This window comes from Niastella sp. (assembly GCF_045805085.1).
Classification (GTDB): domain Bacteria; phylum Bacteroidota; class Bacteroidia; order Chitinophagales; family Chitinophagaceae; genus Niastella.
The window spans coordinates 1-19,491 of the sequence record NZ_JBJMLX010000140.1; the positions used below are offsets into that span (position 1 = coordinate 1).

15 protein-coding genes and 1 pseudogene are annotated in these 19,491 nt (G+C 43.8%); 6 read left to right on the top strand and 10 right to left on the bottom strand.

The annotated features are described in order from the left end of the window. The first annotated feature begins 276 nt into the window (after positions 1-276). From ACJ751_RS06995 to ACJ751_RS07005, 3 genes and pseudogenes are all read left to right on the top strand, one after another. Positions 277-1,320: pseudogene (locus ACJ751_RS06995) on the top strand (porin). A gap of 130 nt (positions 1,321-1,450) precedes the next feature. After that, complete coding sequence (locus ACJ751_RS07000) at positions 1,451-1,858, top strand: VOC family protein (protein ID WP_407744671.1); 408 nt, start codon at positions 1,451-1,453, stop codon at positions 1,856-1,858. 42 nt (positions 1,859-1,900) lie between these two features. Then, the gene (locus ACJ751_RS07005; protein WP_407744672.1) at positions 1,901-2,599 is read left to right on the top strand and encodes a hemerythrin domain-containing protein; all 699 of its coding nucleotides are present in this window, start codon (positions 1,901-1,903) and stop codon (positions 2,597-2,599) included. Between the two features lie 12 nt (positions 2,600-2,611). On the opposite strand, the gene ACJ751_RS07010 is transcribed toward ACJ751_RS07005, so the two are convergent. From ACJ751_RS07010 to ACJ751_RS07040, 7 genes are all read right to left on the bottom strand, one after another. Next, positions 2,612-3,589, bottom strand: a complete 978-nt coding sequence (locus ACJ751_RS07010; protein WP_407744673.1) for a DUF1259 domain-containing protein — start codon at positions 3,587-3,589, stop codon at positions 2,612-2,614. A gap of 111 nt (positions 3,590-3,700) precedes the next feature. Next, positions 3,701-4,837 carry a chromate transporter gene (locus ACJ751_RS07015; RefSeq protein ID WP_407744674.1) on the bottom strand — a complete coding sequence of 379 codons (1,137 nt, stop codon included), beginning with the start codon at positions 4,835-4,837 and terminating at the stop codon, positions 3,701-3,703. 22 nt (positions 4,838-4,859) lie between these two features. Beyond that, on the bottom strand, positions 4,860-5,981 hold the full coding sequence (locus tag ACJ751_RS07020; protein WP_407744675.1) for an efflux RND transporter periplasmic adaptor subunit: 1,122 nt from the start codon (positions 5,979-5,981) through the stop codon (positions 4,860-4,862). Continuing rightward, positions 5,965-9,111 (bottom strand): efflux RND transporter permease subunit, encoded by a 3,147-nt coding sequence (locus tag ACJ751_RS07025; protein WP_407744676.1) that lies wholly within the window; start codon positions 9,109-9,111, stop codon positions 5,965-5,967. Before ACJ751_RS07025 ends, ACJ751_RS07020 begins: the two co-directional genes overlap by 17 nt. 5 nt (positions 9,112-9,116) lie before the next feature. Further along, a complete protein-coding gene (locus ACJ751_RS07030; RefSeq protein ID WP_407744677.1) occupies positions 9,117-10,418 on the bottom strand; it encodes a TolC family protein in 1,302 nt (433 codons plus the stop codon). Between the two features lie 139 nt (positions 10,419-10,557). Continuing rightward, positions 10,558-11,835 (bottom strand): sensor histidine kinase, encoded by a 1,278-nt coding sequence (locus tag ACJ751_RS07035; protein ID WP_407744678.1) that lies wholly within the window; start codon positions 11,833-11,835, stop codon positions 10,558-10,560. Beyond that, on the bottom strand, positions 11,832-12,506 hold the full coding sequence (locus ACJ751_RS07040) for a response regulator transcription factor (RefSeq protein WP_407744680.1): 675 nt from the start codon (positions 12,504-12,506) through the stop codon (positions 11,832-11,834). Before ACJ751_RS07040 ends, ACJ751_RS07035 begins: the two co-directional genes overlap by 4 nt. A gap of 200 nt (positions 12,507-12,706) precedes the next feature. Between ACJ751_RS07040 and ACJ751_RS07045 the strand changes: the two genes are divergently transcribed. Beyond that, on the top strand, positions 12,707-15,103 hold the full coding sequence (locus ACJ751_RS07045; protein ID WP_407744681.1) for an ABC transporter permease: 2,397 nt from the start codon (positions 12,707-12,709) through the stop codon (positions 15,101-15,103). A 5-nt stretch (positions 15,104-15,108) separates the two neighbouring features. Here the strand turns inward: ACJ751_RS07045 and ACJ751_RS07050 are convergent, their stop codons facing one another. Continuing rightward, positions 15,109-16,242 carry a hypothetical protein gene (locus ACJ751_RS07050; RefSeq protein WP_407744682.1) on the bottom strand — a complete coding sequence of 378 codons (1,134 nt, stop codon included), beginning with the start codon at positions 16,240-16,242 and terminating at the stop codon, positions 15,109-15,111. Then, positions 16,239-16,871, bottom strand: a complete 633-nt coding sequence (locus ACJ751_RS07055; RefSeq protein ID WP_407744683.1) for an ATP-binding cassette domain-containing protein — start codon at positions 16,869-16,871, stop codon at positions 16,239-16,241. Before ACJ751_RS07055 ends, ACJ751_RS07050 begins: the two co-directional genes overlap by 4 nt. 181 nt (positions 16,872-17,052) lie before the next feature. Between ACJ751_RS07055 and ACJ751_RS07060 the strand changes: the two genes are divergently transcribed. Beyond that, positions 17,053-17,874 carry a hypothetical protein gene (locus ACJ751_RS07060; protein ID WP_407744684.1) on the top strand — a complete coding sequence of 274 codons (822 nt, stop codon included), beginning with the start codon at positions 17,053-17,055 and terminating at the stop codon, positions 17,872-17,874. Positions 17,875-17,929: 55 nt separating this feature from the next. Here ACJ751_RS07060 and ACJ751_RS07065 read toward each other — a convergent pair whose 3' ends face one another. Next, positions 17,930-18,145 (bottom strand): hypothetical protein, encoded by a 216-nt coding sequence (locus ACJ751_RS07065; protein WP_407744686.1) that lies wholly within the window; start codon positions 18,143-18,145, stop codon positions 17,930-17,932. A gap of 141 nt (positions 18,146-18,286) precedes the next feature. On the opposite strand from ACJ751_RS07065, the gene ACJ751_RS07070 reads away from it, so the two are divergent. Beyond that, positions 18,287-19,309, top strand: a complete 1,023-nt coding sequence (locus ACJ751_RS07070) for a proline iminopeptidase-family hydrolase (protein ID WP_407744687.1) — start codon at positions 18,287-18,289, stop codon at positions 19,307-19,309. The last annotated feature ends 182 nt before the right edge of the window (positions 19,310-19,491 follow it).

The window sequence follows — 19,491 nt, forward strand, 5'->3', positions numbered from 1 at the left end:
GCAATATTACGATTAATAAAGTAAAAGCCAAATAATTTTTTTGCAAAGGCATATCGTTTTGATAACCCACCCTTTCATTTTGGAATGTTTTTTTTATAATGATGGGGATAGTTCCCAGGATTTGATTCATAACCCGATGTGAATTAACATTGTACGGGGCATGCATTACTTTCAGGAACAATGGCATGTCCTTGGCGATCAGGTCTCAGATAACTAAAAAACAACGGGATGAAAAGAATTTTAACAGGTATAGCTGTATTGCTTACAGCTGCCGGAATGGCGCAGGATACAACTACGCATGATGTTAATAAAGGCCAGGTAACCTTTAGCGGATATGCAGAGGCCTATTACAGTTATGATCTCTCCAAACCAAAAGACAACAACCGGCCTGGGTTTATTTACAGCCATAACCGGAGTAATGAGTTTAATGTAAATCTTGCTTTTGTTAAAGCTAATTACACTGCTGATCGGATAAGAGCAAATGTTGCACTGGGAATTGGTACTTACATGAATGCAAACTATGCAGCGGAACCTGGTGTTTTAAAAAATATCTATGAGGCTAATGTGGGTTATAAGCTTAGCCGCTCCAAGAATTTTTGGCTCGACATGGGTATCATGTCTTCACATATTGGTTTTGAAAGCGCTATAAGTAAAGATTGCTGGACGTTAACAAGAAGTCTGTTGGCCGATAATACTCCTTATTATGAAAGCGGGACCAAACTTTCATATATAACGGATAATAACAAGTGGTTATTCAGCGCCATGGCATTGAACGGCTGGCAACGCATTCAACGGTTAGGCGGTAATTCATTGATGAGCTAGGGTACCCAGGTTCAATGTAAACCAACAGATCATGTAACATTAAATTATAGTACCTTTTTGGGAACTGATAAGCCCGACAGCGCCCGGCTTTGGCGATATTTTCATAACTTGTATGGAATAATGCAACTAACCAATGAATTTGGAATAACGCTTGGTTTTGATATTGGGCAGGAACAGGTAAAAAAGGGAGAAAGTAAAATGAATACCTGGTATTCACCGGTAGCCATTCTGCGGTTTACACCGGTTGAACAATGGGCGTTTGCTGTTCGCGGTGAATATTATAGTGATGAGCATGGCGTAATTATCAGTACTGGCTCGCCAAATGGATTTAAAACATGGGGCTATTCAGCTAATATTGATTATCTGCCCGCAAAGAACATGGCGCTTCGGCTGGAAGGAAGGCTACTAAATAGTAAAGATGATATTTTTCAAAGATCTGATGAAAGTGCTACCGGCACTAATACCGCAGTTACTTTTTCTGCAGCTGTAAGTTTTTAAAATATTTTTATCGCTGAAATATTGCGGCAATTATTAATGTGCCGGCATAAACCGAGAGTACCCTGGCTGTTAATTTGCATTAGCTTTAGGCAGTTTATTACCACATCATACCAAATAAAATTTAAAAGGTATGGAACCGCAATCTACAACCACCAAACAGGTGGTAGCTATTCGTTATATTGTTAAGGATATAGAGTCTTCTGTTGCTTTTTATACCCGCCTGCTGGGTTTTGAGGTAAGAATGCAGGTAAAAGGTGCTTTTGCCCATTTAACATTGGGCGATCTGCAATTATTCATTAACCAACCCGGGGCTGGTGGGGCAGGGCAGTCAATGCCAGATGGTTCTATACCCGCTCCGGGTGGCTGGAACCGCTTTCAGGTACAAGTGAAAAATATTGAGCGGGTATATGAAAAATTGAAAGAAGCAGGGGCCACTTTCCGCAACAATATTGTAACCGGTGTGGGCGGCAAACAGGTTTTACTCGAAGATCCTTCAGGTAATTTGATTGAGTTATTTGAACCGGCTTCCCAACAATAGTCTTGTCTTATTAATTCTATTCATTTTTAAATGCTGTAAAAAATGGAGCATGAAGATCTGTATAACAGAAAGAAATTCATCAAGACCGGTTTAATAACTGTTGCCGGCTCTTTTGCTTTGAATCTGATTCCTTCCTGTAAGGAAGGGGAAGAGGAAGGGCAGGAGGTTTCACCACCGGAAGACCTGATGCAGGAACACGGCCTGCTGAACCGGATCTTACTGATTTATGATCATTGCCGGATGCAACTGGTTAATAAAGCCGCTTTTCCCATGACCGCCGTTGCAAGCTCCGCAGCAATAGTCCGCCAGTTTGTGGAAGACTATCATGAGAAGCAGGAAGAGAATTATCTGTTTCCACGCTTTAAAAAAGCAAACCAGTTGACCGATCTGGTAAACATCCTGTTACAACAACACCAGGCTGGCAGAACACTTACCGACAAGATCATCCATTTGTCAAAAACCTCACCTGTAACCGAAGGTGATAGTAAGCAGCTGATCGATGCGCTTACTGCCTTTAATGTAATGTACCGCCCGCATGAAGCCCGGGAAGATACGGTGTTGTTCCCGGCGTTTAGAAAGATCGTTTCCGGTAACGAATACGATTCGTTGGGCGAAGAGTTTGAAAAGAACGAACAAAAACTGTTTGGGAAAGATGGCTTTGATACCATGGTTGGTAAGGTGGCCGATATTGAAAAGCAATTAGGTATTTATGACCTGACCCAGTTTACGCCGCCAATATGATACATGCAGGCTCTACATCTTCATGACCGCCTTTCCTTTATCGGTTTGATCCAACGCAGCTTTTAACCCTTTAGCCAGTTGTTCTGCATTACCAACACCCCAATAATGCAGGAAGAAAATGCGTGGATCTTCATGCACCATGTGATTGTGCACGGCGACCACTTCAATACCGTTTTCAACCAGTGCTTTAATAACTGGTCCTACTTCGTTTTCCAGCATGGTAAAATCGCCGGCAACTGCCGCTCTTGCAGGTGTGCCCTGCCAGGCGGCCCAGGTATTGAATCCCATGAAAGTGCTCACAGGTATACCATGTTCCACTAACTGAACATCTGGCCGGCCAATAGTATACTTATATACTCCTTTACTCATTTCACCTTTAGAACCTATAATCGAATCAAGTTGTGCAATGTTGAGAGAGCTTGTCACACTATCGGCTTTCCCTTCTTTCGGGTCTTTACCCCTTACTTCTTTTACTTTATTGAATATGGCTTTTACGCCGTTTGACAAAGTAGTAATATCCGATGTTTTATCGATGTGCATATACATTACATTGGGCCGGTTACGTACAAAATGGTTATGTATTGCTGTAATGGCGAATCCCTGTTTTATCACTTCCTGTTGAACCGGTTTTAAATCGGTTTCAGTTAAAATAATATCGCCCATCACCATAGCACTGTCTCCGCAAGGGGTAAAGGCAGCCCAGCTTCCTAAACCCATGGGTGGAATTATTTTAAATCCGTCTACCACAATTTTGAGGTCATTTTGTGGAACAGTGATCTTATATTCTCCATTTTTTTCCATCCCCTTCATGCCTGTTATTTGTTCAATTTTGGCTATGTCGAGCTTGCTTCCAGGAGGGCATCCAATTACGTTGCTTTTAGACCTGGCAGAAGAAGCGGTATCCGCAGCGTTATTTTGGGTTTGAGAGTTTGCCTGCTTACATGCCATGTAGAGAAGCGGAACAGTCAGTAAAACAAAAAATCGTTTCATGTTTGTCTGTTTTAAAATTACAAAAGCTGAATGTATCGCTTGAAAGCAGGCCACCACGAGGAACACTAAAGTAGATCCTGATTTTGGAGAAACTTTGTAAGTGCTTTTTAATTACAACTTGCTTTTAATCAACAGGCCCAGCAGTGCTGCAATAACTATAATGACAGGTTCCTGCACTTTTTTAAATTTTAAGAGAACCACGATCGTAACCAGGGCGATCATAGCTGAGGTAACATCAGTGATCTGTCTTTTACCTAAAACAAGTACCGCCCCGCCAATAGCCCCAACAGCGGCAGCAGTAACGCCATCAACAAAAGCTTTTATGGAAGGATGTTTGCCATATTTCTTGAAATAAGGAGCCGGAATAACGGTAAACAGGTAACAAGGTAAAAAAGTAGCAAGGGCCGCCACACAGGCGCCGGGGAATCCTGCCACCAAATAACCGATAAAGCCTACGGTAATTACAACAGGACCAGGAGTGATCATAGCCACCGCTACGGCATCGAGGAACTGTTGATCATCCAACCACTGGTATTCTTTTACTACGCCCCCATATAAGAAGGGTACTATAGCAAGGCCACTGCCAAATACAAATGCGCCGGCTTTGAAAAAGAACCAGCCGATCTGCGTTAGTTTTTCATTCAGGTCGACACTGGTTGTTATCTGAAGTAAGACCGGTGAAATAAATAACGCCTTGCTCTTTGTTTTCGCTGATGCGCTATACAGCCAGGTAACTGCTCCACTCGCCAGGATCAACCATAAAATTTCTCTTTCAGTTACAAATGTAGCAATAGCCAGCACTACTGCGATTCCCCACAGTAACCAATTCTTTCCCAGGCTTTTTTTAGACAGCTTGTAACTGCTGATGGCAATGATGCCAATGACAGCAGCGCCGATCCCATAAAAAACAGCCTGCATCCAGGGCAATCCACCTGCTTTTACATAAGCATACCCGATGCCTAAGACCATCAGGAAAGAAGGCAATACAAATGCAAGACCAACGAGCGTTGCGCCCATGATCCTATAGTGTACATAGCCAAGGTATATGGACAATTGAGCAGCCAATGGGCCTGGCGCTAATTGAGCAAGCGCCAATCCTTCTTTGTAATCTTCTTCCGTGATCCATTTACGGTTTTCAACCAGGTCGCGATGCATATAACCTACCAATGCTACAGGACCACCAAAGCCTATAGCGCCCAGCTTTAGAAAATAAAGAACGAGGTCTTTTAATTTATAGGCTGCCTGCATGACTCACCTGGTTTTTATGTGATTATTTTTTATCTAATTTAGTAATTACTGTTGTACCGGGTTTTAATTCTTCATTTCCTTTCAGTACCAACGTATCACCCGGGTTCAGATCGCCAAAGATCTCCTGTTTATCACCCATATTAAAGCCTGCACGCACATCGATCCATTGGGTAGTATTGTTTGATACTTTAATTACAAATTTTTTCTCCAGGGTGGTAACCACGGCGGAAGTGGGCACGATCATAGATGGTTTTGATCGAAGGAAACGCATCTTTACATCACTGTAACTGCCTGCTTTTAATTCCCCGGTTGTATTGGGAATGGCAAACTCCCACAGTTCACTGCGGCTTTGATTATCGATATTACCGGAAGCCCGCACCAGGGTAGCTTTGAACTTTTTATCGGGCTGTGAGCGGGTGGTTAACTCGGCAGAATTATTCAATAAAACAGCACCGGTGTACACTTCAGGTACCGGTACCTGTAACCGGAGTAATGAATTATCCTGTAATTCAAATAAAGGCTGTTCATTCGGGTTGCCTACAAAGGAACCTACATTGATGGTACGTTTGGTGATGATGCCATTGTAAGGCGCGAGAATAGCCAGGTAACCGCCGATCTGCCGGTAGGAGGAGGCTGCAAAAACAGCTGCATTGTATTCAGAGCTGTCAGCCATCATCTGGTTTTTCGTTCGTTGCAATTCACTGGGGGCTATCACCCCATCGGCATTTGATGCCTCGTTTATCCGGTCGAAATAATCTTTGCTGGATGCATACCTCGATCTGGCGGCTCTTACTTTCTCATTCAATTCCTGTACACGCGTATTGATCTCCGGGGCATCTATCAGGGCCAGTACCTGTCCTTTTTTTACCCGGGATCCTATATCTACATTCAGCTTCCGAATATACCCCTGCACCTTAGCCCGGATCTGCGCATTTTCGTTTGGCAACAGTTCTCCCGGTAACGAAATGGTTTTTTGGGCAGAATCGGCTGTAAGCAGAAATACTTTAACGGTATCAGCCTTTGCTGCTTCCTGATTTTTGCCGGGCGCCTTTTCCTGGTTTTCATTACAGGCAATTAAGCTTCCTATTAAAAAGCAGCAGGTAAAAAGGCGAACGTTTAATATGTAATTAGATTGCCTTGTCATAATAAAGGGAGTTTTCATCATTGGGGTCAAGTGATGTATTGGAAGGTCTTTTTTGACCAATTATAAGATCATATATCAATGGAACCAGCCATAAGCTGATAAACGTGCTGAACAATAATCCGCCTATAACGGCGATGGCAAGCGGCGCTGTTTGTTTGCCGCTTTCGCCTAATCCCAATGCCATTGGCATCATACCGGCGATCATGGCAACGCTTGTCATTAAAATGGGGCGTAAACGATTGGTGGCGGCCTGTACGCCTATCAAACCTCCGCTTGTCTGGCTGATGCGGATCTGCTCTGCATTTGATACCAGTAAAATAGAGTTGGCAACAGCTACGCCTATGGCCATAATACAACCCATGAATGATTGAATGTTGAGCGTATTACCTGTTATCCAGATCAAAAACAAGGCGCCGGCCAACACGCCCGGGAATGCCGACAGTACCACCAGTGCTAACCGGAACGATTGAAAATAGGCGGCCAACATTAAAACGATCACCAGCACCGCCAGCAATAAACCAATTGATAGTTCTGTAGTGGTTTGGTCAAGTACTTCAGATTGGCCCCGGAGGTACACTTTAACCCCTTGTGGCATTTCACCCAGTTTCTTTATGGCATTATTTACATCTGCCACAGCTTTGCCCAGATCCTGTTTATGAATATTGGCCGTTACGGTAATAAAGCGTTGTTGGTTTATCCGGTCGTATTCACCTATGGAGGTGCCTTTTTTCCAGTCTGCTATATCGCGCAGGTATACGGTATTGTCACCATGTTTACCCACAGGAATTTGTTCAATCTGTTCCGGGCTGTTCATGGACAGTTGCGGGTATTCAACCTGCACCTGGTAGGCGTTGCCTGATGCTTTATCGAGCCAGTACACCGGTTGTATAAAGCGACTGGAGGATGTACCCGCGGTAACAGACCGGCCTGCCTGGTCAACGGATAAATCCATTTGCCCCGTTCTTATTCTGTCGTAGTTGATTTGAATGGTAGGGTAGTCAAGCGGCTGTGCGATCTGCACATCCCGTAAATAAGAAATATTATTTAATGATGCTTGCAGCTTTTCAGCAATGTCCCGGCTTTGCGCCAGGTTCTTGCCTTGTACTAGCACTTCAATAGGGTTGTTGGAACCCAGGCTCATGATCTGATCGACCAGGTCGGCGGGCTCAAAGGAGAGCTTTGCTCCCGGAATATTTTTGGCAACAGCGGAGCGTAATTGTTCTTTTAAATTTTCTATACCAATGCCGGTGTTTTTGGCAAGATTTACTTTAATAACAGATTCATGCGGTCCGCTGGTATATAGAAAAATGGAGTTGATGGCATAGGTGGGGGCCTGCAATCCCACAAAAGCGGAACTGATATCTACGTTACCCTTGCCAACTATGGAATCAACAAGCTGCAATAATTTTTTGGTGGCGTCTTCCGTGCGCTCGATCCTGGTGCCCGGCGGCATGCGTATACGCACCTGCATTTGCCCGGCGTCTACCTTTGGGAAAATTTCGGTACCGCTGCCTTTATACCCTGCAAAGGCAAGCACTAACAATACGATCACTACAAGCGGGGCCACCACTGTTTTGCTTTTTTGGAATCTTGTAATGTTCCCGGCAAGGTTTTTCTTCAGGCCTGCCAGTTTATCTGCTGTATCCGTTTGCCCTTTTTTTATAAGCCAATTCGATAAAACAGGTACCAGGGTTTGCGATAATAAAAACGAAGCGATCATGGCAAAACCCACCGCTAATGACAGGGGTTGAAACATAGCACGGGGTACTCCCGACATAAACAAGGCCGGAACAAAAACTGCCAGGATGCTAAACAGGATCAATAGTTTGGGCACCGCAATTTCACTACAGGCATCCCATATGGCCCTGGCTCTTGCTTTACCCAGTTCAAGATGATGGTGAATGTTTTCAATGGTCACCGTTGATTCATCCACCAAAATACCTACCGACAACGCCAGACCGCCCAATGTCATTATATTAATTGATTGCCCGGTTAAATACAGGCATACGACGGAGGTCAGTAACGCGAGCGGAATATTAATGATAACTACCAGGGCGCTTCTTAGATCTTTTAAAAATAAGAAGACCATTAAGCCGGTTAACAGGGCGCCTAATAAACCCTCGAATAATAAACTTTTGAGGGAGTTAATAACATAACCGGATTGATCAAACTCATAAGATACTTTTATATCGCCCGGAATGGAAGCCTGCATATCGGGCAGCGCTTTTTTTATGGCCTGCACCACATCCCAGGTAGAGGCATCTGCTCTTTTTGTTACCGGAATATAAACTGAGCGTTTGCCATTGATGAGGGCATAACCCGTGGTAATATCGGCGCCGTTGTCAACGGTGGCCACATCCCTCACCAGCACGGTGGCGCCATTTACGTTTTTGATGGTACTGGTTTCCAGTTCCTTGAAATTGTCCACTACACTATTGGAAGGTGTTATCACGGCTTTGTCGCCAATGCGTACGCTTCCCGCTGGCAGGATGCTGTTGTTTTTGGCAATGGCTGCAGCCAGCTCATCGGCGGTAATATTATAGCTTCTTAATCTTTCGGGATCGGCTTTAATAAGAATGGTTCGCTGGTTACCGCCATAGGGTGGGGGCGCTGAAACGCCGGGCAGGGCAGCAAACATGGGCCGTACTTTGAATAAGGCCAGATCCTGAATTTCATTTAAAGAACGGCCCTCGCTGCTAAAGACCAATTGACCTACCGGTACCGATCCGGCATCGTAGCGCATAACAAATGGCGGTAAGGTGCCGGGTGGCATAAATGAACGCGAACGGTTTACATAGGAAATTACTTCAGCCATGGCGGCGGCCATATTGGTGCCTTCATAAAACTGTAGTTTGAGCAGCGATAAACCCTGAATGGATTTGCTCTCCACGGCTTTAATCCCGGTGATGTATAAAAAATGGTATTCGTAATAAGAAGTTACAAAACCTTCCATTTGTTGTGGCGACAATCCACCGTAGGTTTGCGCCACATAAATAGTGGGCACATTGGTGGTAGGAAAAATATCTATAGCCGATTTACGAATGGCAAAAATGGAAAATAAAACAATGCCTGTAACCAGCACGATAATGGTAATAGGTCTGCGAAGGGCGAACTGTATTAAGCGGTTCATTTTAATTACTTGATTTCATTTAAGAAAATATGCTCATCGCCTTTCACTACGGCCTGTAACAATAAAGCCTTCCAGGCATCCCAATAGGCACTCTTTACATCCAGTTCAGCTTTTAGTAAATTATATTGGGCCTGTATCAGGTCCGGGAAACTGGCCAGTCCGGTATTGTATCTTGTTTGCATGGCCTTAAATGCATATTGCCCTGTTTTTAATTGCTGTTGTGTTTGATTGGCAATTGCGATACTGCTATTGAATGTGGTGGTGGCTATATTTTGTTGAGTGGTCAACGCCTGTTTGTTTTCTTCAATTTTTTCCATAACGGCTTTTGAAAGGAGCTGTTGCTGTTGTAATTGCCTTTTCACTTCGCCATATTTCATAATGGGAAAAACCAGTTGCAGGCCTGCGCCATAATTAAAGCGGTTTAACCGGAAGCCATCCCAGGTTTTTACAGTTGAATTATCCGGTTGAAAACCGGAACCGCGGGCAAAACCGGTTCCCCAGACATTTACTTTAGGGAGAAAAGATCTTTTTAAAAACTGTTCTTTGGATTGACTTACCAGTAACTGGCTTTGTCCTGCTTTTATAACAGGTACTTTTGAAAATGAAGTATCGGTTTCTGTCACCACCACTGGTAGCTGGTTGAGGAAAGATGTATCAACCGGTGCGGGTAAGTTTTTTGTTACTATTAATTGTTGCAGTAATAATTGCGATACCTGTAACCGCTTTTGTGCATTCAGCAGGTCAACGGCGGCTTTTGATAATTCCGATAGAAATAAGGCAGTGTCTACACCTGGTTTAATACCGGTGGTCGAGAGCACGCGGCTTTGTTTCAGGTTGGCCTGCACCCTTTCGATATTATGGCTTTGAATGGTAACTATATCATTGGCCAGTAACAGATCGAGGTAAGCGCTGATGACATTTATTTTATGCTGGAATAATACCTGCTCCAGCTCCGACTTTTTTGAATTTGCTTCTGCTATGGAAATGGCAACCTGGGCGCCTTTTTGCCCGAACGTAATGGCCTGCCAGTTTAGTAAAATGCTGGCGGCGCTTCCCATTGCCGGACTGTACCGGTTTTCCGTGGAGGGAGGGCCGCTCATGGGTAAAATGCCAGTGGGATAAAATATACCGGTAAGGTTATTGGCAGTGCCCACGCCCGCCTGGTAAGTGGCATCAAGAGTGGGCATATTGGTAGTATACCTGGCTGTTTCAATATTTTTTAAAGCGGCTTCTGATTCGTATCTTTTTGATTGTACCACCGGCGCGCGTTGTTCTGCCAACAGTACGGCATCTTTTAGATGTAACAACGTGTCATCCTGGATTTGAGCCTGTAGAGGTATGTAAACCAATAGTGCTATAATAAGTTGACAAATAACTATTTTCAGGTATTGCATAGTATACTATTCAGGTAGAGTAAGCAAAGCTATACGCAGATTTTGGAGAAATTTAGCCGGCCGCTTCGTCAAATTTCACCATAACCCGATGCCAGCCATCGTTGTAATTGTAATTGACCTTAAATTGATACAGATTACAAATTTGTTTAACGAGTGCAAGCCCTAACCCGGTGGTTTTTGTTTGATGGGAACCTTTTTTGAACCGTTCAAACAGCTCATGAGGGTTTACTGAAAGCGCCGGTCCGGTATTCTCAATAAGGAGGGTGTTTTTTGATAACGCAATATTAATATTCCCTTTCGGCTGATTGTGCTCGATGGCGTTTTTAATAAGATTGGAGATCAGTACATCTATCAAAACCCTGTTTACATGAACCGTGGTTGTATTTTCTATAGTCGCACTTATCAGCGGGATCTCTTCATAGTGGTTCTTGAAATCAGCAAGGATCTTTTTTAAAATTTGAGCAATCTCCACTGTTTCCGTTTCAGGGAACTGGTTGTTCTCGATCTTTGCCAGCAATAACAAGGTGCGGTTCATTTGGCTTAGCCGGTCATTGGCTGCTGTGATATCTCCTATAAGGGCCGCATTTTTCTCGGTAAGCCCGGGTTGGTTGATGAGCAGCTCCAGTTTTGACCGGATGATGGCCAGCGGCGTTTGCATTTCATGGGAAGCGTTTTCAACAAACTGTTTTTGATTCAGGTAAGCCGTATTGATGCGGGCAATAAGCGCGGTTATCGCTTTATTCAATTCGTTAAATTCAGTAGTGCCGGTTTCTGCCGGTAAGGTTAACGACTCGTTACGCGTTACCTCAAACGTATTTACCTTTTCCATCGTGTTTAGAAATGGCTTCCACAACAAGCCGGAACTTTTTCTGTTTATTACAACTATGGCTATGAGCAATAAGGCCAGAATAAAGGCTTCGCTAACAAATACTTTTATGATCAGGTGGGAGAATTCGGTGGAAGAAATATATGTTGTAACGAGATAGCTTTTGCCATTCCAGGAAAGATGACCGGTTAATTTTTTGAACGGATGCAGCTGCTTACTATCAGTATAATAAATAACAGTGTCAAGGGGGGCATTTAATTTCGCCTGGGGAGAAGCTGTTCCTTCAATAATATCATATTCACCAGGTACCTGCCAGTCGATATGGCCGGATCTCGAGATGAAGGCGTTCCAGATATTAGTTTGCTTAAGTAGCAACTGCTTTTCCTGCATGTGGTGTGTATGTTTTAACAGCATCGTATAAAATGCTGTGGAGCAGATCAACAGTACAAGCGGCAGCCAGATCAGCAAAAAGCGGGTATTTCTTTGTAATAATCTTCTGTTCATAATGATAGTTTATACCCCAGTCCATAAACTGTTTGAATTAATTCATCGCACCCTTTTTCTTTCAGTTTTCTTTTCAGGTTTTTCATCTGGGAATATACAAAGTCGAATGAAGGCATATTGTCGGCCTGATCGCCATAAATATGTTCGGCAATGGCCTGTTTACTAACCACCCGGTTTTTATTATTGAGCAGGTACACTAACAGATCATATTCGTTCTTTGTAAGAACTACGGGTTGTTTATTACAGGTTACGGTACGGGCCAGCAGGTCTAATTGCAGGTTGCCCAGTTCAAGCATACTGGCGCCCTGGGCGTATTTCCTTCTTATCAGGGCTTTCACCCGGGCATTTAATTCTGACAAATGGAATGGCTTTGCTAAATAATCGTCAGCTCCCAGGTTTAACCCGGTGATCCTGTCTTCCAATGACCCCCTGGCCGAAATGATAACTACCCCATCGTCTTTTTTATTCTGCCTTAAATATTGCAGTAATTTCAACCCGCTGCCATCGGGCAGATTTATATCAAGAATAATACAGTCGTAATTAAAGGTCTCTATTTTTTCAATAGCAGTGGCAAAAGTGCCGACCCCTTCACAAAGGAAATCTTCCTGGGTAAAATATTCCAGGATGCTTTGCAGCAGGCTGGTTTCGTCTTCCACTACCAGTAACTTCATGGAGTAAATTTAAGACGAAACTATTGTGGGATTTTGGAGAAATTTTGCCAGTGTCCAGCATCGTACACAAACTGTTCGTTTTCGTACACTTGTCTGCCGGGTTCTCTCCCTACAAACGCTTACCGGTAAACAGTTGCAGTCTGGCATAGCGCTTGAGGTCTGCACAACGGCCTGCATTCCTCATATATATAAATAGCACTATGCTCAGAAACTATATTACTATAGCTTTTCGCCATTTTACCAAGCACAAGCTGTTTTCCGCCATCAATATCTTATGCCTGTCGATAGGCATTACCTTTTCCCTGATCATTGGCATTTATGTATTGGACCAGAAAAAGGTGAATAGTGAGCTGCGGCATGCAGACCGGCAGTATTACATAAAAACTACCTGGAAGGAAAAAGACCTGGGTTCGGAAATAGTTTCTGTTTCTATGTGGGCTAAAGGAATAAAGGAAGAATACCCCGACCTGGTAGCCAATTATTACCGGTATAACCCCGTTACCAATGTGGTATCGGCCGGTGAAAAACACTTTAAAGAGAATATTGCTATCTGTGATACCACGCTGGTATCGATGTATGGTTTCCCTTTGCTGTATGGCGATAAAGGCCACGCGTTCACCAATAACAATTCAGCTGTTATTACAGCCACCTTTGCCAAAAAATTGTACGGGACTACCAACGCCATTGGTAAACCGCTCAGTATTCAAACAACAGCGGCTGGTATTACTCAGCAATACATCGTATCAGCCGTATTAAAAGATATTCCTTTTAATACAGTTACTACCCTGTTTAACGATGCCTATACCGTATATGTGCCCACAACCGGCAACCAGTATTATAGTATAGGCGATCCTTCATTGGGCTGGAATACTACAGATATGGTAAGCTATATAGAATTGAAACCGGGGGTAACCGTACAGGCTGTAAATGAGGCATTGGACAGGCTGATAAAAAAGTATTCGCAGGATTTTGTATGGAAGAACATCCATGCCAATGTAGTGCCGGTTAAAGATTACTATCTCAAAGACAACAATGGCGCCGTTAATAAGATGATCATGCTCTTATCTACGATAGCCCTGTTTATTATGTTAATGGTTATCATTAACTATGTAAACATCAACATAGGAACCTCCACTTACCGGTTAAAAGAAATAGGGCTGCGTAAAACTTTTGGCAGTGTAAAAAAACAGGTAGTCCTGCAATTCCTGTTGGAGGCAATGATCCTTACCTGTATGGCTGCCATCATTTCTTTGTTCTTTTATCAGTTACTCATTCCGGTATTTTCAAAAGTATTAAATACAACGCTGAAATCGGTTTGGGAGTTCGGGGTTAAAGAATCTATTCAGTTAGCAGCGCTGGTGGTCCTGATCGGTTTGCTGGCGGGAATCTATCCGGCGTTTGTATTGAGCAGCACCAATTTGATCCAGGCAGTAAAAGGAAAAATAGATACGGCCAGGGGCGGACTGGGTTTAAAACGTGCCCTGGTGGTGGTGCAATTTTCATTAGCCATCCTGGTATTTATTTGCGCCCTGAACCTGAGTAAACAGGTGACCTATATTTTTAAGAAAGACCTGGGTTATAATAAAGAGCAGGTGTTGGTTATTACCGCCTTTCCCAAGCAATGGGATACAGTGGGCGTGTTAAAGATGGAGGCTATTAAACAGGACCTGTTGCAAATACCCCAGGTAAAAAGTATTACCGTGACCTTTGATGTGCCGGAAAAAACGCCATTCGGTCGCATCATACTCTATCCGCCGGGAAGGACTGATAAAACAAAACAGTTGAATCTGGCCGTTTCAACGGCCGATGAAGATTATGCAAAAACATTTGGCATTCATATGAAGGCCGGTACATTCTTATCGCCGGCCGATGGAAGTCTGGTGCTGAACGAGGCCGCCATAAAACAGTTGGGACTTACCCCTGAAAATGCAGTGGGACAAAAAATTGCAACACCGGTTGGCTCCATTACTATCGGTGGCGTTATAGGAGATTATAATTTTTCTTCCATGCAGGACAAGATAGGACCGGTTGGATTTGCGCATGTTAAACTGACGAAGAACTACCGGTACCTGGCGGTAAAATTAAACACCACCAATATTGGTAAAACCCTGGATGATATAAAAACGCACTGGCGCAAGATGTCACCCAATGCGCCTTTTGACTATAGCTTCATGGATGAAAAGTTTGAAGCCATTTATAAATCAGAGCTGCAATTGAAAACAGCCGCCGATGTGGCCACCGTATTAAACCTGATAATAGTATTGTTAGGGATACTTGGCGTGGTGGCGTTTACGCTCAATAAAAGAATGAAGGAAATTGCAGTGCGCAAGGTGTTAGGCGCAAACGCAGCCAGTATCATTATGCTGTTCTTGAAAGAATATGCCTGGCTCATCATCATTGCCAATGTAATTGCCTGGCCGCTGGCATATGTAGCTACAGAACATATTTTACAAAACTTTGCCTACCGGATAGAACAAAATATTGTTCCTTATTTACTGGTGCTGGCGGCAGTAGCTGCCCTGGCCTTTAGCCTCATCAGTGTGCATTGCGCCAAAACCGCCGTTGCCAACCCGGTTAAGAGCCTGAGAACGGAATAAGGCTATTAGAACAGATCAGGATTTTGTTGCGGTTCAAACCGGTAATACCGGTAGAAGAACAGGGTAATGGCCAATGCAAAGAAAATAATGGAAAGGGCATACAGTTGCCGGCTTACCATGGCAATGATAACAGCAAAGAACAGCTGGGTCACATTTACGAGATAGCTCTTCAGGTTGGGGTAGTTGTACAACTGAAGGCTGTTGAGCAATAACAGTATCCCCAAGCCAAAGAATATAAAGAACCCGGCTTCCTCATATTGTAAACAGGCGGGCGTGCGTGCAGCAATAGTTATGATCTCGGGAAGAAACAAACAAAAATAGAACAAACAGTACTGGACAAACCGGCGGCTAACTGAAACAGGCAGGCCGCGGTAAAAAGACATCCCGGTGTTCTCCATTTCCTTTAACCGGTGGATCAGGATGCCGTGGCCCAGCATGCCGGCACTAAAGAAAAGGGCCATCATGCGAATATCGGAGTGACGTGCCGGATCACGACCGGCCAGCATCAGGTAAAGCGCGGCGCAGTTATACAATTTTGTAACAAGGAACAACACCTTGCCTTTTTCCAGCACATAGCGTAAAAGAAAGCTGACATAGTATGTACGGTTCAGGATGAATGGCCACTTCCACTTTATCTGCAAAGGGTAGGCGCCGGGTCTTTGCAAAAGATATACATACCAGCCCGCGCCGGCCACACATACGACTACAATGAACAGGAATGCCAGGATAGCAGGTACGTACCAGTGCTCATGAAAGCCAATACCCATTACGAAGATGAGGTACGACAAAACCGGCAACAACAGCATCAACTGCACCTGTAGTAACAAGCGATATACCTTCTTTGGATCTACCAACAATAACTGGTATAAATAAGAGAACGCAGGCTTATGCAAAGAGCCCGCAACAAATTGTGCGCACCTGATGGCATAGGCCAACCACAAGACAAATACGGTTATTAAAAAAGAAGGCGCAGTAAGCATCCCCCTGATCAGCGCGTAATGATATTCAAGCATACCTACACCGTTGGCTCTTCCAACTCCCAGGGTCATTATATAATACACAAAGCATAACAACGCGGCATGCTGCCGGTAATAAGGCGCAACCAGTGATTTAAACAATAGTGACCGCTGTATGCTCATGGGAGGGGCTGGATTGTATGGTCAGTAATAGAGAAATTTTTGTCAACAGAAAGCGATTCAGATAAGAATGGCTGGTGCGAACTGAAGATAAAGCTGGTGCCATATTGTTGCCGGTATTCGTTTATCAGATCAGGCAATGCATGAACCGCTTCCGTATCGAGAGTGGCTAATGGTTCATCCAGCAGGATCAAGGCCGCAGGACCAATAAATGCCAGGAGCAGCGACAATCGTTTTACCATACCGCTCGAATAGGTTCCGATTGGATTATCGAGATTGGTGCGCAGGTCTGAAAAAGCAATAAGCCGGTCTATTTGTTTTTGTGGGGCTTTCCTGATATCCTGGTAAAACAATACCAGGTCGCGACCCGTGATATAGGAAGGGTATACCGGTTCGGCTTCCGCAAAGCTGACCAGTTTTCTATAATCAACCCCGTTCTTTTTTAAACTGACTTTATTAATATAAGCATCACCCTCGAAGGGGATCATCCCGGCAATGATCTTCAGGAAGGTAGTTTTACCGGTCCCGTTCAGGCCATAGATCCAGTAAATGCCATTGTCGAGCGTAAATTCGGGAATGTTTAGAATTAACTTCCTGTCGTACTGTTTTTGAACCTGGTGTAAATGGATCATGGGCACTGTTTTAGCTCATTCAGCTTATTAGTAGCCCATTCCCCGAAAATGTTACAGATAATTTGTAACCAATAATACCCACTCACCTGTGTAATAAAAGATACTACTCACCGACTGATTGTTCAGCCCCCTGATAGACCCTGAATAAAGCAGAATTATTTTTTCCATTAAAACAAAACCTATGCACAAATTGCACATCGTTTTTGCGTTACCGGCTTTATTATTAGCAGCCACTCCTCTTTGCAGCCATGCACAGTCTTCTGTTGACCAGGTAAGCAACACCGCCGACAAAGTGGGCAGCACCATCGATAAAGTGGGCGGACTATTTAAAAAGAAAAACAAGAATAAGTCAACAGACACGGATGCTACAAAACCAACCTCCTCGGGCAACAGCGTTACTATTAATTCAGTGTGTGATTTTGTGCCGGGGAACACACTTATGTTTGTAGATCATTTTGACTCCACCAAAAAGGGAAATTTTCCAATTAAATGGCTCACCAATGCCAGCGGTGAAGTGGTTACCCTGCAACAATTTCCAGGCAACTGGTTTTCCATTACAAGCAATGGTTTTTATATCCCCAAAATAAAAACCGGTCTTCCCAAAGATTTTACTGTAGAATTTGACCTCATCATTGACGGTAGTGGTAATAATACGCTGTATGTTGTTTTTGAAGATGCGCTGGATGGTAATTTCGATCGTTACCCTTCCAATCCTTATCTGGGATTCAGGATATACTCTGACGGCAGTGCATACGTAACAAGCAAAGGCAAAGAACTGGATACCCATGTTAACAGCAGCGCTTATAACGCAGGCGGTAAAATAAATCACATTGCGTTTAAAAAAGAAGGCGAACGTTTACGCGTATACATAAACCAGGAAAAAACCTACGACATTAATCATGCTTTCGAAGGCAACAGAACTTACAGCACCTTTAAATTCGGCGCCGATTTCTATAGCCCAACGCATATGCTGGTTTCAAATGTTAAAATAGCAGGTTTGTAATATCTGTTAATAAAAAGCGGGCGTCTCGTACTTTGAGACACCCGCTTTTATGTCTTTAGAAACCCACTTTACTTCCCAGGTCACCCAGTATATTGTTACCTCCGGCATTGCCTGAATTGTCGTCGCCGCTGGTGCCTAATAAAGAATCGATCTGACCGCCGAATTGGGGAAATTTTTGTTTTACAAAATTAGCCACCACTTCTACAACCTGTTGCGCCTGTTCCGCAGGAACCCCTGTTTTCTCAACTATTTGCTTGATTAATTCGCTCATGATATTTCAGTTTTATATAATACTGCAAATGTAGGGACCACACGCATGCGACCCATTAAAATATGATCCGGAGGCTGGGTATTTTACTTACAATATTCAACACTCTTTGTATATTGGCGCCCTTACAATAAACTACCAATCATGAGAATGTGCGCTTTCTTATTGCTATGTGCAATTGTCCTTTATTCCTGTCAGTCACCCACTGAAAAGCAGCCACTTGCTGCTACCAGTTATTTCACTACCGGCGATACCGGCGTGAGAATGGCCGGCATAAAAATGATCCCCGTGAAAACACCTGTGGGTACCTTCAACGTTTGGACAAAACGTTTTGGTAACAATCCCACCATAAAAGTATTGCTGTTACATGGCGGTCCCGCTGCAGGACATGAATACATGGAATGCTTCGAAAGCTTTTTTCCCGAGCAGGGCATTGAGTTCTATGAATACGATCAATTAGGCTCTTCTTATTCTGACCAGCCCACTGATAGCAGCTTATGGACAACCGAACGTTTTGTAGATGAAGTAGAACAGGTGCGAAAGGCATTGAACCTCGATAAAAGTAATTTCTATTTGTTAGGCCATTCCTGGGGTGGCATACTGGCCCTGGAGTATGCGCTTAAATACCAGGATAACCTGAAAGGACTTATCATCAGCAATATGATGTCGAGCGCGCCGGACTATGGCAAATATGCCGACAGCGTACTCGCCAAACAAATGGACCCAAAAGTGCTGGATACCATCCATCAGCTGGAAGCGCGTAAAGCAACCAGTGATCCCAAATACATGGAATTGTTGATGACTAATTATTATGCAAAGCATATCTGTCGCCTGGCCGATTGGCCGGAGCCGTTGAACCGTGCTTTCAAACACATTAACGAGACTATTTATACGATGATGCAGGGCCCTTCTGAATTTGGTATTAGTGGCCGCCTCACCAACTGGGACCGCAAAGCCGATCTGCCAAAGATCAAAGTGCCTGCTTTAACAATCGGTGGTCAGTTTGATACCATGGACCCTGAACACATGAAGTGGATGAGCACGCAGGTGCAAAAAGGTTCTTTTTTGCTTTGTCCCAACGGAAGCCATATGAGTATGTGGGATGATCAGCAAACCTACATGAATGGTGTGATCAAATTTATCAGGGATGTGGATGGTGGAAAGTAGGTAAAGACCGGCAACAAAGTAATTAAAGGAGCTGTCTCAAATGTAATTTTGAGACAGCTTTTTTTAATCCAGCTTATTCTCCAGTGCCAGGAAGAAAGCATACTGCCAGGCTTTGTCTTTCAGGTAATCGAAACGGCCTGAAGCGCCTCCATGGCCTACATCCATATTAATTTTAAAAAGGA

What these genes read in the sequence shown, in the direction of transcription:
- ACJ751_RS07000 (WP_407744671.1), top strand. Translation starts at nt 1,451, where the DNA reads ATGGAACCGCAATCTACAACCACCAAACAGGTGGTAGCTATTCGTTAT.
- ACJ751_RS07005 (WP_407744672.1), top strand. Translation starts at nt 1,901, where the DNA reads ATGGAGCATGAAGATCTGTATAACAGAAAGAAATTCATCAAGACCGGT.
- ACJ751_RS07010 (WP_407744673.1), bottom strand. Translation starts at nt 3,589, where the DNA reads ATGAAACGATTTTTTGTTTTACTGACTGTTCCGCTTCTCTACATGGCA.
- ACJ751_RS07015 (WP_407744674.1), bottom strand. Translation starts at nt 4,837, where the DNA reads ATGCAGGCAGCCTATAAATTAAAAGACCTCGTTCTTTATTTTCTAAAG.
- ACJ751_RS07020 (WP_407744675.1), bottom strand. Translation starts at nt 5,981, where the DNA reads ATGACAAGGCAATCTAATTACATATTAAACGTTCGCCTTTTTACCTGC.
- ACJ751_RS07025 (WP_407744676.1), bottom strand. Translation starts at nt 9,111, where the DNA reads ATGAACCGCTTAATACAGTTCGCCCTTCGCAGACCTATTACCATTATC.
- ACJ751_RS07035 (WP_407744678.1), bottom strand. Translation starts at nt 11,835, where the DNA reads ATGAACAGAAGATTATTACAAAGAAATACCCGCTTTTTGCTGATCTGG.
- ACJ751_RS07040 (WP_407744680.1), bottom strand. Translation starts at nt 12,506, where the DNA reads ATGAAGTTACTGGTAGTGGAAGACGAAACCAGCCTGCTGCAAAGCATC.
- ACJ751_RS07045 (WP_407744681.1), top strand. Translation starts at nt 12,707, where the DNA reads ATGCTCAGAAACTATATTACTATAGCTTTTCGCCATTTTACCAAGCAC.
- ACJ751_RS07050 (WP_407744682.1), bottom strand. Translation starts at nt 16,242, where the DNA reads ATGAGCATACAGCGGTCACTATTGTTTAAATCACTGGTTGCGCCTTAT.
- ACJ751_RS07055 (WP_407744683.1), bottom strand. Translation starts at nt 16,871, where the DNA reads ATGATCCATTTACACCAGGTTCAAAAACAGTACGACAGGAAGTTAATT.
- ACJ751_RS07060 (WP_407744684.1), top strand. Translation starts at nt 17,053, where the DNA reads ATGCACAAATTGCACATCGTTTTTGCGTTACCGGCTTTATTATTAGCA.
- ACJ751_RS07065 (WP_407744686.1), bottom strand. Translation starts at nt 18,145, where the DNA reads ATGAGCGAATTAATCAAGCAAATAGTTGAGAAAACAGGGGTTCCTGCG.
- ACJ751_RS07070 (WP_407744687.1), top strand. Translation starts at nt 18,287, where the DNA reads ATGAGAATGTGCGCTTTCTTATTGCTATGTGCAATTGTCCTTTATTCC.